The 15,463-nt window shown below is 38.5% G+C and carries 11 protein-coding genes and 3 riboswitches; all 11 genes read right to left on the bottom strand.

The window, feature by feature from the left end:
- Positions 1-31 precede the first annotated feature (31 nt).
- Entirely contained in the window at positions 32-1,198 is a 1,167-nt protein-coding gene (locus ACWI_RS00310; protein WP_070369450.1) for a nucleotide sugar dehydrogenase, read from the bottom strand.
- Positions 1,199-1,223: 25 nt separating this feature from the next.
- Entirely contained in the window at positions 1,224-2,237 is a 1,014-nt protein-coding gene (locus ACWI_RS00305; protein WP_070369449.1) for an NAD-dependent epimerase, read from the bottom strand.
- Between the two features lie 219 nt (positions 2,238-2,456).
- A complete protein-coding gene (locus tag ACWI_RS00300) occupies positions 2,457-4,430 on the bottom strand; it encodes a glycosyl hydrolase family 28-related protein (protein WP_070369448.1) in 1,974 nt (657 codons plus the stop codon).
- A 14-nt stretch (positions 4,431-4,444) separates the two neighbouring features.
- A riboswitch (cyclic di-GMP riboswitch) is annotated at positions 4,445-4,525 on the bottom strand.
- Between the two features lie 127 nt (positions 4,526-4,652).
- Complete coding sequence (locus tag ACWI_RS18885) at positions 4,653-6,326, bottom strand: glycosyl hydrolase family 28-related protein (RefSeq protein ID WP_070369447.1); 1,674 nt, start codon at positions 6,324-6,326, stop codon at positions 4,653-4,655.
- 12 nt (positions 6,327-6,338) lie between these two features.
- Positions 6,339-6,413: riboswitch (cyclic di-GMP riboswitch) on the bottom strand.
- Positions 6,414-6,445: 32 nt separating this feature from the next.
- A riboswitch (cyclic di-GMP riboswitch) is annotated at positions 6,446-6,521 on the bottom strand.
- Positions 6,522-7,174: 653 nt separating this feature from the next.
- A complete protein-coding gene (locus ACWI_RS00290; protein ID WP_070369446.1) occupies positions 7,175-8,668 on the bottom strand; it encodes a lipopolysaccharide biosynthesis protein in 1,494 nt (497 codons plus the stop codon).
- A gap of 55 nt (positions 8,669-8,723) precedes the next feature.
- Positions 8,724-9,842 (bottom strand): nucleoside/nucleotide kinase family protein, encoded by a 1,119-nt coding sequence (locus ACWI_RS00285; RefSeq protein WP_070369445.1) that lies wholly within the window; start codon positions 9,840-9,842, stop codon positions 8,724-8,726.
- 55 nt (positions 9,843-9,897) lie between these two features.
- Positions 9,898-10,611 (bottom strand): P-loop domain-containing protein, encoded by a 714-nt coding sequence (locus ACWI_RS00280; protein ID WP_139142296.1) that lies wholly within the window; start codon positions 10,609-10,611, stop codon positions 9,898-9,900.
- Positions 10,601-11,932 (bottom strand): hypothetical protein, encoded by a 1,332-nt coding sequence (locus ACWI_RS00275; RefSeq protein WP_070369443.1) that lies wholly within the window; start codon positions 11,930-11,932, stop codon positions 10,601-10,603. The genes ACWI_RS00280 and ACWI_RS00275 overlap by 11 nt, the downstream gene beginning before the upstream one ends.
- 1 nt (position 11,933) lies before the next feature.
- Positions 11,934-13,097 (bottom strand): glycosyltransferase family 4 protein, encoded by a 1,164-nt coding sequence (locus ACWI_RS00270; RefSeq protein ID WP_070369442.1) that lies wholly within the window; start codon positions 13,095-13,097, stop codon positions 11,934-11,936.
- A 22-nt stretch (positions 13,098-13,119) separates the two neighbouring features.
- The gene (locus ACWI_RS00265; protein WP_070369441.1) at positions 13,120-14,223 is read right to left on the bottom strand and encodes a glycosyltransferase family 4 protein; all 1,104 of its coding nucleotides are present in this window, start codon (positions 14,221-14,223) and stop codon (positions 13,120-13,122) included.
- A gap of 68 nt (positions 14,224-14,291) precedes the next feature.
- Positions 14,292-15,458, bottom strand: coding sequence for a glycosyltransferase family 2 protein (locus tag ACWI_RS00260; RefSeq protein ID WP_070369440.1), 1,167 nt, complete (start codon positions 15,456-15,458; stop codon positions 14,292-14,294).
- Positions 15,459-15,463: the final 5 nt, after the last annotated feature.

The following is a 15,463-nucleotide window of genomic DNA, read 5'->3' as shown; positions in this document are numbered from 1 at the left end:
CGCTGGATAGTCTGTTAAGCGATCCTTTTTGTTAATCCCGACTGAACAAATCCCTGGTATATACCTTATCAACAACATCTTTTATTTCTTCTGACAGACGATTCGTCACAATTACATCAGCTATTTCTTTAAACTCATTAAGATCTTTTATCACTCTGGAATTGAAGAAGTCACTTTCTTCAAGGGAAGGTTCATAGACAACCACCTCAATCCCCTTTGCCTTAATACGCTTCATCACGCCTTGAATCGCCGATTCCCGAAAATTGTCAGAGTTTGTCTTCATTGTCAACCGATAAATCCCCACTATTTTCGGTTTTCTTTTTATGATCATATCTGCGATATGGTCTTTTCTGGTGCGATTGGCGTCCACAATTGCCGACATAATGTTCTGGGGAATATCAGCATAATTTGCGAGTAATTGCTTGGTGTCTTTTGGCAGACAGTAACCACCATAACCAAAAGATGGATTGTTGTAATAATTGCCAATTCGCGGATCCAAACATACCCCCTGAATAATATCATACGTATTAAGACCTCTTACCTCGGCATACGAATCCAATTCATTAAAATATGCAACCCGTAATGCTAAATAGGTATTTGCAAAAAGTTTTATCGCTTCAGCCTCAGTTGAATTTGTATAAAGAATTTGAATATCCTTTTTTAAAGCCCCCTGGGCCAGCAATTCAGCAAAAACGCGGGCCCGTTCTGACTGCTCACCGACAACAATTCTTGAGGGGTAAAGATTGTCATACAGCGCATGTCCTTCTCTTAAAAATTCCGGTGAAAAGATAATGTTTTCCGCTTCAAACTTTTCCTTTATAGCCTCTGTATATCCGACCGGTATGGTTGATTTTATGATCATTACTGCGTCAGGGTTGATCGCCAAAACATTGGCAATTACCGCTTCCACAGTTCTGGTATTAAAATGATTTTTTTCCGGATCATAGTTTGTCGGTGTCGAAATGATTACATACTCCGCATCTATGAACGCTTCATAATTATCTGTTGTTGCCCGCAAGTTCAGTTGTTTGGTTTTTAAATATTCTTCAATTTCATCATCAATAATTGGCGATTTTTTATTATTGATCTTCTCGACTTTTTCTTTTAAAATATCAAGTGCAATAACCTCATTATTCTGTGCCAATAAAATGGCGTTCGACAAACCCACATATCCGGTACCGGCGATTGTTATCTTCATTTTCTTTTCCCCCGTCGTTATCGATTTATTGATCAATCTTATAATATTCTTTAAACCATTTGACAAACTTAGCTAAACCCTCTTCAATACTCGTAACAGGTCGAAAACCGATATCTTTTTCAAGATCACTGATATCGGCATAGGTAATTAATACATCACCTGGCTGCATATCCATGTATATTTTTTCCGCTTTGATCCCCAACTGATCTTCCAGAATTGTAATGAAACGCATTAGCTCAACGGGGCGATTATTCCCGATATTATAAATCTTGTATGGGGCAAAACTTGAGCTTAAATCATTTTCCCTTTCATCCCAATTCTTATTGGCAGTGGGAATTTTATCAATCAACTTGCTGATACATGCGACTATATCATCGATATAAGTAAAATCACGTTTCATTTTGCCGTGATTAAATACCTTAATCGGTTTTCCGGCTAAAATATCCTGCACGAAAGAAAAGTATGCCATATCCGGCCTTCCATATGGTCCATAAACCGTGAAAAACCTTAAACCGGTTGTTGGGATATTGAACAGATGGCTATAGGTATGGGCCATCAGTTCATTAGCTTTTTTAGTTGCAGCATACAGGGAAACCGGATGATCGACATTGTGATTAGTCGAAAATGGCACCTGTTTATTTCCACCATACACTGAGCTTGATGAGGCATAAAGAAGATGCTCCACTGGATAATTGCGACATGCTTCAAGGATATTCATAAATCCCACAAGGTTGGAATCCAGATAGGCATAAGGGTTAGTGATTGAATAACGGACGCCAGCTTGCGCAGCCAGATTAACCACATAGTCGGGTCGATGGGTTTCGAAAACTTGATCAACTGCAGCTTTATTTTTTAAATCCACTTGATAGAAACTAAACTTGCAATGATTTTTCAAGATAACCAAACGATCTTCTTTTAAGGATTGTTCGTAATAATCATTAAGATTGTCAATTCCAACTATTTGATGATTCTCGCCAAGCAATGAACTAGCTAAATGAAAACCAATGAAGCCTGCAACACCAGTAATTAGTATTTTCATTTTTACTCCGCCTTTTTCTCAAAACTTATTCATATTCCATTGTATGTATTTTACCCCTTTCAGCCGTAACTTACCACTATTTTAATGAATATTCATTCCGAAAAACCAGTTTTTCTTTTTTATCCTTTTGCAGCAAAAAAATAAGCCCTGCAAAAGCACGGCTTATTTTTTCTTGATCTTTTATTTTGTTTCAGAAATAATTCCAATTATTCTTTTTTCTTAATCAACCTTTGCTGTCAGCAGATTAAAATTATTGGTAGCCACTGAAAAATCCGAACTGGAATTCAGTCGCTGGAATCCTCTGTAAGAATTATTGGAAACTTGAATCTGGGTTCCTTCCGGATTATAAATCAGGTAAGCATAGGATGCGCCGCTGTTGGTAAAGGTATTGTTGCGAAGCACGGCCTGTGATCCCACACCTCTAAATCCGATGCCATATTTGTCAATACTGATATACTGGAAGCTGGAGTTTTCTACCACTACATTGGTTGTCTTGGAGACGCTGTTGGCACTGATTAACGGAATCTTATTGACGTTTGCAACGTTCATGCCAGAGATATTGGTATCCTTCACTTCGCCGATAAACCAGAGCAGTGCACCGGTCATCCCGGTTGAATCAACGGTGACATTAGCAATATTTGACTGATAGCTGTTGCCGATGCTGAATGCCCCAATATCGGTGGTTGATGGCTTGGCACCACTGATGTTAACATCGCTGATGCTCAGGTTGTTGGCATCAGCAATTTTAAAGCCCAGGCCACTGCCAGTGATGGTTAAACCTTTGACTGTGACATTATTGGCCCCGGTATTGATGTGCATCCCGACGACACTGTTCTTGACACGGCAGTTTTCAAATACGATATGATCAGGTGCAGTCAGGTATTTTTCATTACCAGCTACGGCAATTCCCCCGCCAGATGCATTGTTAAACTCGACATTTCTAAAGTAGAAATTGCTGTTGTCGCCACGGATATATGCTGAGTGCAGCCATTTGGTTCCGCCATCGCTGGAATTCAAGATACTGTCCACCATCGTAAAATCATTGGTTCCTGAAATTTGAATCGGCATCCCGGAATTATCAATTCTCAGATTGCTGACAGAAATTCCCTGATTACGGCTGCTTCCGGATTGACCCATTTTCAGGCCCACATACATACTGTCCATCGATACATCTTTAATGGTCAGGTTACTGACCCCCTGGAAATACATACCTTGAACATTACTGATCATGCTGTTGGCGTAATAATCGGTTCCGGTGATGGTGTTCTGGGATTTCAGACTCAACCCTTCGATGGTTACGTTTGAAATGTATGAAGCCGGATTTGACCATAAAATATTTGCTACGGCTGACGGCTGTGGCGCCATGTATAAGGTGGCACCATAACCACTGATTCTGGTATTTTCTTTGATCTCCAATCGACCAGTGACGACATATGAGCTTGCTGAAGCAGGGATTGTTAAGGTGACCTTTTTACTGCTTGCCTCGTTAATCGCATTTTGAATCGCTGCGGTATCATTGGTAACACCATCTCCTTTTGCCCCAAAATCCTTGACACTGATGGCCCCATTAACTGGCGCTGTTGTTTGTGGTGTCACTACTGGTGCGGTAACTACACTTGCAGGCTCGCTAGTTGCTCGAGCTGACTGCTTTTCAATCTTGATTTCGATCGCTTCCAAACGAAGACTTTTTCCTTCCGAACCAGACATCGCTCCATCCGATACCCAACCTTGGATCCAACCTTCATTCTGGATATGGGTTCGGTATTTAACTGAATACTCTGCTGCATGTTCGCCAGTTAACCTAATCTGAATTCCTTCCAACCGCAGACTCTCACCTTCTGATCCTGAAAATCCTCCGTTGCTAACCCATTTCTGTTCCCAACCCTTATTTTGAACATGGGTTCGATATTCGATCCCTAATCCTGCTGGAACAGCTCCTGTCAGTTTGATCTCAATGCCTTCTAATCGATAGCTTTTTCCTTCAGAACCCGAAAGCTGACCATTGCTCATCCACCCCTGGGCCCAGCCCTCATTCTGGATATGGGTCCGATAAGCGACTCCAATCGTATCAGTAGCTGCATTTTCTAATTCTACAGCAAAAACATTTGCCGAAAAAAACGTCCCAAATAACAATAACAACATCACTAAGCTTGCGATAATTTTCGTTGTCTTGCTTTCCCTTTTCAAATTCATTGCTTACTGCTCCTTTCGGTAACCGGCTGCCTTTCTTTTCGTTAAGGCCCTTGGCTTTGCGTCCCAGCTTTTCAGTTGGTTTGCCTTTATCGTGGATTTGCTCGTTCAAGCACTGCTACTACAATTTATAAAATAAAGCCTTGTTCAAAAGAGCAAGGCTTTGAGTAGATTGCTTTATTGAATTATTATCAGTCTATAAACACTATCTCGTTTTATAATCTATTAATCAACTTTTGCTGTCAGCAGGTTAAAATTATTGGTGGCGATTGAGAAATCTGAGCTGGAATTCAATCTCTTAAATCCACTGTAAGAATTATCAGATACTTGCACATTTGTTCCTTCTGGGTTATAAATCAAATATGAATAAGTAGTCCCACTATTTGTAAAGGTATTATTTCTAATGATCGCCTGTGAACCCACACCTCGGAAACTAATGCCGTATTTGTCAATGTTGTTGTATTTAAAGCTTGAATTTTCAACAACTACATTGGTTGTCTTGGAGGCACTGTTGGCACTGATTAACGGAATCATATTGACGTTTGTAACGTTCATGCCAGAGATATTGGTATCCTTCACTTCGCCGATAAACCAGAGCAGTGCACCGGTCATCCCGGTTGAATCAACGGTGACATTAGCAATATTTGACTGATAGCTGTTACCGATGCTGAATGCTCCAATATCGGTGGTTGATGGGATTGAGCCACTTATATTCACATCATTTATGCTGAGATTATTGGCATCCGCAATTTTGAATCCCAAGCTGCTGCCTTCGATGGTTAATCCTCTGATCGTAACGTTATTTGCCCCGGTATTGATGTGCATCCCGACGACGCTGTTCTTGACACGACAATTTTCAAATACGATATGATCAGGTGCAGTCGGGTATTTTTCATTACCAGCTACGGCAATTCCCCCGCCAGATGCATTGTTAAACTCGACATTTCTAAAGTAGAAATTGCTGTTGTCGCCACGGATATATGCTGAGTGCAGCCATTTGGTTCCGCCATCGCTGGAATTCAAGATACTGTCCACCATCGTAAAATCATTGGTTCCTGAAATTTGAATCGGCATCCCGGAATTATCAATTCTCAGATTGCTGACAGAAATTCCCTGATTCCGGAGACTTCCGGATTGACCCATTTTCAGCCCCACATACATACTGTCCATCGATACATCTTTTATGGTCAGGTTACTGACCCCCTGGAAATACATACCTTGAACATTACTGATCATGCTGTTGGCGTAATAATCGGTTCCGGCAATGGTGTTTTGAGATTGCAATGTCAACCCTTCAATGGTAACGTTTGAGATGTATACGGAAGGATCTGACCACAAAATATTAGTAACTGATTCTAGCTTCGGCGCCATATACAAGGTGGCTCCATAACCACTGATTCTGGTATTTTCTTTGATCTCCAATCGACCAGTGACAACATATGAGCTTGCTGAAGCAGGGATTGTTAATGTAACCTTTTTATTGCTTGCTTCGTTAATGGCATTTTGAATAGCAACTGTATCATCAGTAACGCCATCCCCTTTTGCCCCAAAGTCTTTAACGCTGAGTCCCTGATCCACTGGTGTTGCGGGTGTTGCGGGTGGTGGTGTGACTACTGGTTCTGTCACAACTGGTTCTGTCACAACTGGTTCTGTCACAACTGGTTCTGTCACAACTGGTTCTGTCACAACTGGTTCTGTCACAACTGGTTCTGTCACAACTGGTTCTGTCACAACTGGTTCCGTCACAACTGGTTCTGTCGCTACTGGTTCTGTCGCTACTGGTTCTGTGACCGTTACAGGATTTTTTGGGGGTTTAACTCTGGCAGCAAATGCTGAATTAACAGGCATTACACTAAATAGCACAAATAAAGCGACTAAATAAACAGATATCTTTTTCATGATGGTATTCCTTTCGGTAGCCGGCTGCCATTTTACAGGCCCTTAGCTTTGCGTCCCAACTTTTCAATTGGTTTGCCGTTTCGTTGAATAACGATAAATTGCAAATAAAAAACTTCCCCTTCGGTAACTGGCTGCCATTTTACAGGCCCTCTAGCTTTGCGTCCCAACTTTTCAATTGGTTTGCCTTTATCGTTGGAAAGTTATTCCACGATAGATATTAAATTGGTTTTTTGCAAACAAGTTTTTGTATGATACCTTCCTTTCGTTAGCTGGCTGCCGTTTTAGAGACCTTCTAGCTATGCATCTCTAAGTCACACCAGTTTCACTTTTATCACAGAAAAAAATCAATACCTCAACCACTCATAACGTCAATATTGATTGACAAATAAATTCCTTAACAATCTACACTCTGACAAATTCTAATTGTCATAAGTGTTTTTGAACAAATAAAAATTCGAATATTATGTTATTTACTTTTGTTACGGCTAATGTATCACACATTCGGGCATTAGTCAATACCTTATTTAATCTTTTTTTTAGTTACACACTCTGTCTTCATCTATACAATATATTGACGTTCGTTAGTGCGCTCATCAATATATTGTTTATCTAATTTAGTGTGTCTTACTCTTAACACGGAAATCTCTTTCTCTAATTCAGAACACTGTAAGGCTATTGTATAAGAATATTTTCAGTTCTGGATAATGGTCACAAAAGCGGTAATCTCATAGTCAATCGCAATAAATTCCTTTATGCGTTACAAGATAAAACATCCCTGTCATCAATCAGATCATATTCTATTAGCAACGATTAAATCTCCTGCACGAAATTAAACAGCATCAAATCGTTCAATTATTTCTATTTTTATTCTTAGGCACAAACTTTGTTATCGTCTGATGTTTAATAATTTTAATAAAACCTCTAAAATCTTCAGGCATATACTTGATAATCACGAATTTAAATGCAAAAATATACATAAATCCCACTGCTAATGTCATTACGCTAAGTCTGACCAGCGCATATGGTAAAAGTGTCACGAAACTACTGATCAGATAACTGATGCCCCCAATGACTATACTGACCATAATAATCGGAGTTAAATACCCTAATAACTCCCTCAGTTTTAGTTCAACTAAATGTCCAATCAACACCGTCATTATTAAATAATTGATTATGATCGCAATTGTTGTTGTCAATGCCACCCCTGCTATTCCCCATTCTTTACCAATATATGCCCCCCCTATAACCAGTGTTGCATAAGCAATTTGTACCAATAACCTTTTATAGACTGCTCCCAAAGATCGTACCAGAGCATCACCAATTTTATATGCCATTCTAAAAAACAAGCTGATAATCAGAATTTTAAAGGGAAGGATGGTTTCTTCCCATTTTGGGCCCAAAACCACTTGAACTAAGTCGGCTCCCATTGTCAGTGACACAATCGTAATTGGAAAAGCCAGAATTGCAATCAGAGCAGTTAAATTCATTACTACATATCGGATTTTTTCATGTTCATCCTGATACATTGCCAAAAGGGGGAATAAAACACGTTCCATCACCGTGGCGATCAGATTTGTGGGAACCTGTAACAGTTGATACGCTCGACTGTAAAATCCTAAAGCTTCACTTCCAAGCGTTTGACTCACGACAAAATAATCCCCCTGACTGGCTATATTGTTAAATACCTTTGAGAGCGCATATCCGGTTCCAAAATTAAGCAGTTCTTTTGCCGACTCTTTTTCAATTTTTAATCTAAATTTGATGGGTTTATAGATTATAGACAACACGGTTTGTAACATAACGCTGATAATCTGGGCAACCACCAGCGACCACGCGCCAAATCCTTTAAAGGCAAGTATGATAGCAACGGCTCCATTTATTAAAGCCGCCAACGTATTTATGATGCTGATAACTTTAAATTGCATTTCTTTTTGAAGCAAGGCTTCTGACACTCCGGAAAAGCTGTGAATTACAAATACGATCGAAAGCACCCGCAGCATCGTAATATCATCTGATCCGACAATTCCGACAATAAAGGATGCAAAAACGAAGATCGTCACATAAATAATGAGTCCCAGGATTAAGTTTAAGGTATTCCCTGTTGCGATATAGTTTTCTGATAACTGTTTTTTTTGAACAATGGCACTGCCTACACCCATCAGCCAGAATATTTCTGCAAAACTGATGATAATCTGAATCGTTGCAACCTGACCAAACTGTTCCGGCAACAACAATCGAGATAGAATCATTGTGATTAGCAGCTTGATCACAACACTGGCCACTCCCATAATTGTCATCCAGTAAACGCCCAAAAATGCCTTATCTTTATTTGTAACTTTCATCAGCTCTAACCGCCTTATTTCAGATTCATCTCAAGTCAGAATGTCGGACCTGGTTTTAACCATTCATTTTCGAAAGTTGAAAAAGATAGTCCCAGATCAGTTTCTTAATTGTCCTTAATTCTTCCTCGTACTTCTGGTTGGCATCAATGTTTTGAACAACCGTATTTTCAAAATTAAGATTGCGAATAATGTCTGTTTTCTTTTCTAGTTCCGGGATATTATGATCCGGTTTTCGCAGGATTGCGACTTCTGGTGATATAACCAGCTTAATGACAAGATCAGGGCTCATTTTAACGCATCGATTGATATTTTCTTCTTCCATTTGAATTAAACGGTTGATCACAGAGCTATTTATATTTCCATATAATTTTCTGATTTTTGGGCCATCATTGATTCCCATAAACTGATTCTGCGGATATCTGTCGAACAGGCGGATTCCACCGCCCTTGGAAAAGCCATTTGACATTTTTAACTGTTTTAATGTGCGAACTGAAATGCGATATAAATAAAAGGCATTTATGTGACAATACCAATTCTTCAGTCCCTTTTTTACACTATTTACTTGAGTTTGGTCTAATTCGTTTTCACCTGCTTTCACTGTTTGTTTTTTGTTTAAGTCTCGGGAAAGTCTAAACCCTCTTATCATCATTTTTATACAGCGTTTATAAATTGAGTTATAATGCTCACCACTTCCCAGATAATAGCGGCGGCAGTCAATTTTTTCTGACAGCCACTTCTCCAGATCTAAAGTAACAGTACTTTTACCCGATCCATCCGAACCAATCAGTGCGATTCCCGGACCTTTGAAAGGCAATCTACTCTTTGCAACTTTTTTTAGAACTCGATCACAACCATCGTTATGAGTCATTGCATTGGTTTGATCATCTATCTTGCATCGCAAGCATAACCAAACTTGGATTAAATTACCATTACTTTCGTCAAATCCAATCCATGTCTCCAGATTTTCAGATAATGATTGCTTTTTGATCTTCAATTGAAAAAATTGATGTTTTGAAAATAAATCATGATAAATATTCCGATCTTTTTCGAGACCTCGGATAAACATATCTGCCTGATTTATTGGATTATTTTTATCTGGATCGGACACAATGACGAAAGCATCTAATTTTTTGTGATTTAATTCTTTTGATAGTTCCTTTTTTACATCAATCATAATTTGTCGCCTCCAAACGCTTAAAAACCCTGGTTATGCCAAAAAACTGAGCGAATTAAAGGATTTTACCCAAGACAAAGTTTTTCAGTAACAACACATTTTCTTCAACACCCGCATGTGTATTAATATCCATACTAGCCATACCAGTTTCCCGAATAACGCTTCTGATAATGTCAAAATTCTTTTGCTGTATCTTCAAAGTTCTGATCCCATTTTTGCGATTCAGCTGTTGTATTCTAGAGATGTTTCCCACTCTCTGATTGAGCCGGTCAAAAGAATCCGTAACATCAAGAGCAACATTAATGATATAAAGATTCGGAACTCGCTTTTTTAAATGAGCAATAATTTTCTTCGCAAATCTGTCCGTTACTAGCTCAGTTTCATACATTATTGAGACGAGCTGTTGAATAATACCCTGATCAACTAAAATTACTTCGGCACGATTCTCGATACTTTTTTTCAGATACAAATCATCAAGGATGATGATTGATACAACTCTCAACCAGTTTTCGCAGTTTATTTTTCTGTTTGTTAATAAATACATCATTCCCAGATAACCCATTCTGAAACTTGAAGGTTTGAGGTGAATTAAATATTTTACCAACTGTTTTAAATCTTTTCTGGTCGGCTTCTGAATGAACCGTTGATATGATTCGACGGGATAATCAATTGCCTTTAGATTCTCGATTACGTTATTTGAAAGCGTTGTTTTGCCAGATCCCGGAATCCCATTAAACTCAAGAAATACAATTTTATTATTATTCATCATCGACTCCATCTGACAGGTAAGTATTTAAACCTGCATCCTTATCATCAGCCATGACTAATGCGCAAATTATCAGGTAAAAGATAAAATTCTCTCGAAACAGCAAATTAATCGCAAATCCTCTCATAACCAATGCCGCTAACGGCAGCAGACAAAGCAAACGACCTCTAATCTTTATGGAAAAAGGTTTAAATACTGCAATTAATACATTGAAATAAACAACTGACCCAATGATCCCCAAATGCAGCAAAAGCTCCAGATAATAGCTATGAGATTGACGTAAATTGTACTTCTCGAGAGAGTATCCCAGACCAAAAAGAAATATTTTCCAGTCACTTAAATAGAGATTAAGATACTCAGACCAAATATCAGATCGGCCTGTGGTAAGATCTGATAGACTCTGATCAACAAAACTTCCTACCCCTATTCTTCTCAAATAAATGTCAAAATAGGGAATGTTGGCAAGCTGCGAAACTATGATAAGTACGAATAGAATAACAACCATTCCCCGTATAAAAACCTTGATATCAAATGATATTCTGGATAATTGAAATAGTTTATAAATAAAATATAATAAAAATATGCCTCCGATTGTGAGGAAAAAAGATATGCTTAAAGATAAAATGCCAAACCCCAATAAAACAGCAACCATCAGATAATCATACCAGTGATGTTTCTTCATGCCGATCATATAAAGCAATGTGGCAATCGCAATGGTGATGTCCATTGTATAAAAATTGGGATTGGTTTGAATACCTGAGAATCTACCGAAAATATCACCATCATCGAGTTCAATTTGAGTTTCTCGGATAAACCCATCTAAACCGGGTACATAATCACTAAAAAGACCGAGAACCGATGCAGTAATAATACCTACGATAAAGAAAAGCAACAGTTTTCGGATATCAATGGTTTCCTTGGAGTTCATCACTAAAATCGCCAATACAAAGTAGATTAAAAGGTCAACTAGCTTTATCAGACTTGAATTGTCGATTTTGAACAACGAAAAAATAATCAGTGCCAAAACTGATAAAACCTGATAAATTGACACCTTCGACTTTTCATTAAAAAAAATCATTCGGAGAATATAAACTGCAATCAAAAGATTAAAAAAGGTCATTCCACCTGGGGACAATTTTAGGATCGGCGAAAATGGTAACATCAAGAACAGACCATATATGCCTTCTGCGCCCCTAAAAAAAACATAACAACTAGCAATAATAATGCCTATTATTAAAAAGGGCTTGTACGAAAGACCAATTATAATTAATATCAGTGCCAATGCCAATACCCAGAAGGGATCTACTGATTTTCTGATCATCATTTTATACCTCTTTTTTCTCATCAATCACATTTTCGATAAAGTTCATAATTCTGGAGGCTCGGTTATTGATATGAAATAGCTGTGAATGAGTGAGCGCCGATTCAGACATCTTACTTCTTAATTGCGCATCATTTTTCAATTTGTTTATAGCTTTGGCAATGGCATTGACATCCATACAATCAATCCGGATAGAATCCTCAGGTGTCAGAATATCATCATTAAAGCCCTGATCCGACGAAATAATCGGCAAACCACAGGCCATCGCTTCCAAAATCGCATTGCTACAGCCTTCGGCAAGGGTTGGCAGGACAAAAACATCTGCGGCATTCAAATAATTCACAATCTGATCATGCGGGAGTCTGCCAATAAAGAGAATTTCGTCACCGGTTGGAATCAGTTCTCCCGAACCGATGTAAATGACCTTCGCCGGATTAACCTGTTTCATCGCCTCTGACAACCGCATAATGCCTTTACGTTGATCAAATGAACCCATAAATACGACGATAAAGTCATCCGCTTTAAATCCCAGTTTTCGTCTGATAAGCATCCGCTCCATTTTATAAAACTTTTTGGGATCGATGGCATTTGGAATCACGACCATCTTATCTGGGTTTGAAAGCTTCAATTCAAGACTCTCATTTCGATTTTTAGTCGAAGCACAAATCACCCCACTGATCTCAGCCAACGCCTTGTCGATAGTCTGGCGGGGAAAAAGGCTTTCTACCCAGATTTTACTTTCACCTGTCGCAACAAAAAAAGGTAACTGATATTTTTGACTGATCAAGCCCGCCGTAACTCCCGAATGCCAGAAATGAGCATATAACAGATCCGGACGAGGTTTGATCTGTTTAAAACAACGGATGACCGCTTTCTGGACGAGGCTGGCTGAAATATTTCTCCCGAACAGGCTGATATTTGAAAAGCTCAGGACCCTAGGCTGATAGACGTCAACCCGGATCCCTGCTTCGATACAATCCTGCCAGAACAGTGGTCGCACTGGTTTTTTTTTAAAGACGTTCTTCGTCAGACTTTGCGGTGCAACGACTGAGCAGGAGTATCCCATTTTAGCAATGGCATCAACGACTTGCTTAACAAAAGTGTAGACCGGATCGCTGTGCGTGGGATAGTCTGGTACAATAAAACAAATGTGTTTTTTTTTTGTCATCCGTGCCCCTTCTCTTTCTGCATCAATAGCGCTGGATTTCCTTGTAGATATTCCGATACTTTTGATTGATATCCGACCATCGGAACTTGTTCGCATTTATAACTGCGTTTTTTGATAACACCTGATAGTTGGCGACTATTCTGATAATCTTTTCGGCAATTTCTTTTGCATCATAACACTCGACGGAAAACCCGACCTGTCCATCCTGAAACTGACCATCAAAGCCTTGTCCCCTAGTGTAAATCACTGGTAATCCCTGACTCATGGCTTCTGGATAGACCAGACCAAAGGTTTCAGTCACCGATGGCATCACAAAGATATCGTTATTTCGATAAATCTCAATCAGCTCTTCTCTTGAAGAATGAGAAATGTACTGTACCCACGGTTCACTTCTGAATTGCTTAAAAATTGCCTCATCAGAGACTTTTCCAACGATGGTAAAATGAATCTCGTATCCCTGATTCTGTAAAATTCTAATTGCCCGAATCGTTGTGGAGATATTTTTTCTTTTATTAATCAGTCCCACATACAAAAGATTAAGATGCTTACTGTCCGCAATTTTTTGGGGAACGTTCCTGTTTTTCAGCCAGAAGTCTTCGATCCCGTTGGGGATAACTTCTGATTTCTCCAATATCGCTTTTTTAAACTGTGCGGGCACATATTTTTCAATCACGGCATCCCGATATGAAACTGATAAAAAGATGATTTTATCAGCCTCATTGAGGATTTCAATCCCCAGTTTTCTTAACCATACCATTCGTTTAAAAAAAACATTTGCATCGGTATCTCTTACTGCCACCAAATAGGGAATTCCAAAGTCTTGCTTGATTCGCATGGCGAGATAGCCATTGGTGAACAATGAGTGGGAATGAACGATTGAATATTTATCCAATTCATAGACTTTTTTTATATCATGATAAATCTTCATATGTTTTAAGTAAAAAATATATCGATCAGCTTTTTTGTGGTTGATCCTGATCAGGGTATACTTTCCCAGATCACGACCGACTGGAACTGAGGTTGGGACATAGACATCGATAGCCATTCTGGTTCTGACCTGTTCATCATAAAAATATTTATAAAAAACACTCTTGGCATAATATGAATTGATATGTAATATTCTCATCTTGTCACTTCTCCAAAACCATAATTGACGTTGCAAATTTGTTCAACATTCTGAAGCTCAGCCTTTACTTATCTTGTACTTTCAGCCTTCTCCCAAAACGGTTTAGCTTTACCTGATAAAGCTCTAAAAACAGCAACCCATTGAGCCATAATTGTGATAAAATAGTAGTATATGATCATCAGATACTTGTTTTTAGACTTTACAATACTTTGAACTAAGGCTAAAAAATAAAAGAGCAATTGCGCCAGGAAAGGCAATAAATAGAGCCATGACTCCTGGATAAGCAACCCATTAGAAATCAATAGGGTTAAATGTGCAATCCAAAGTAAGTATCTGCACGTTCGGTGTCCAAAATAAAAATAAGAAAACCACTTATACTTAAATACATTTAACACCCTGATATCTGGCAAAATATATTTTAGAATGGCCCGATTCATTCGCACTTTGCGACTAAACTCATCTTTTATCACTTCGCTCGCCTTTTCATACGCTATAGCATCATGATTGGCTATTGCTCTTTTTCCTTCTAAAGCATATCGTAGCGGCATTGCACTGTCATGGCTTTGAATCGGACTGAACTCATGATAGTCTTTTTTTCTGCAAGCATAAATTGCCCCATTTCCAGCTGTTATCGTTTGAATTCTCCCTTCTATCTCACGTATAATTAAATCTCCATCCCAGTAACTTGCTTCTGCATTACTAACACTACTCACAGCTTGATTCGTTATTAAAAGTTTTCCTGCAACATACGCAATTTCATTTGAAGTAAAAGCTGCCATTAACTCTTTTATCGCATTCTTATCCATCATCGAATTTGCATCTGTCATAACAATAAATTCTGATGTGATCGTTTTTTGCGCCTCGTTTTGAGCATTTGTTTTGCCTTTACGTTCTTGAACTTCGTATAGTCTGATCTTGGATTCAGGATTATTGACAATAAACTCTCTTACAATATCATTTGTCTTGTCAGTACTGTGATCTGATGTAATTAAATATTCGATCTTTTGTCTTGGATATTCAATGTCAAGTACATTCTTTATTTTTTCTAGTATAACTTTTTCTTCATTATGGGCAACAATCATTATCGTAACAGTCGGCTGATGATTATAATCCTTTTCTAGTTTACGAATTTGAAAAATTTTTCCTAATAACTTAATAGATAGGGGATACCCGATCATGGCCCAACCAATGATAAACAAACTTATGTAAAACAGAACAATTATTATCAATTCCATGTTTT

The organism is Acetobacterium wieringae, from assembly GCF_001766835.1.
In the GTDB taxonomy this organism is placed as follows: domain Bacteria; phylum Bacillota; class Clostridia; order Eubacteriales; family Eubacteriaceae; genus Acetobacterium; species Acetobacterium wieringae.
The sequence above is the reverse complement of the archived record's forward strand: the minus strand, read 5'-3'. Positions and strand labels throughout refer to the sequence as shown.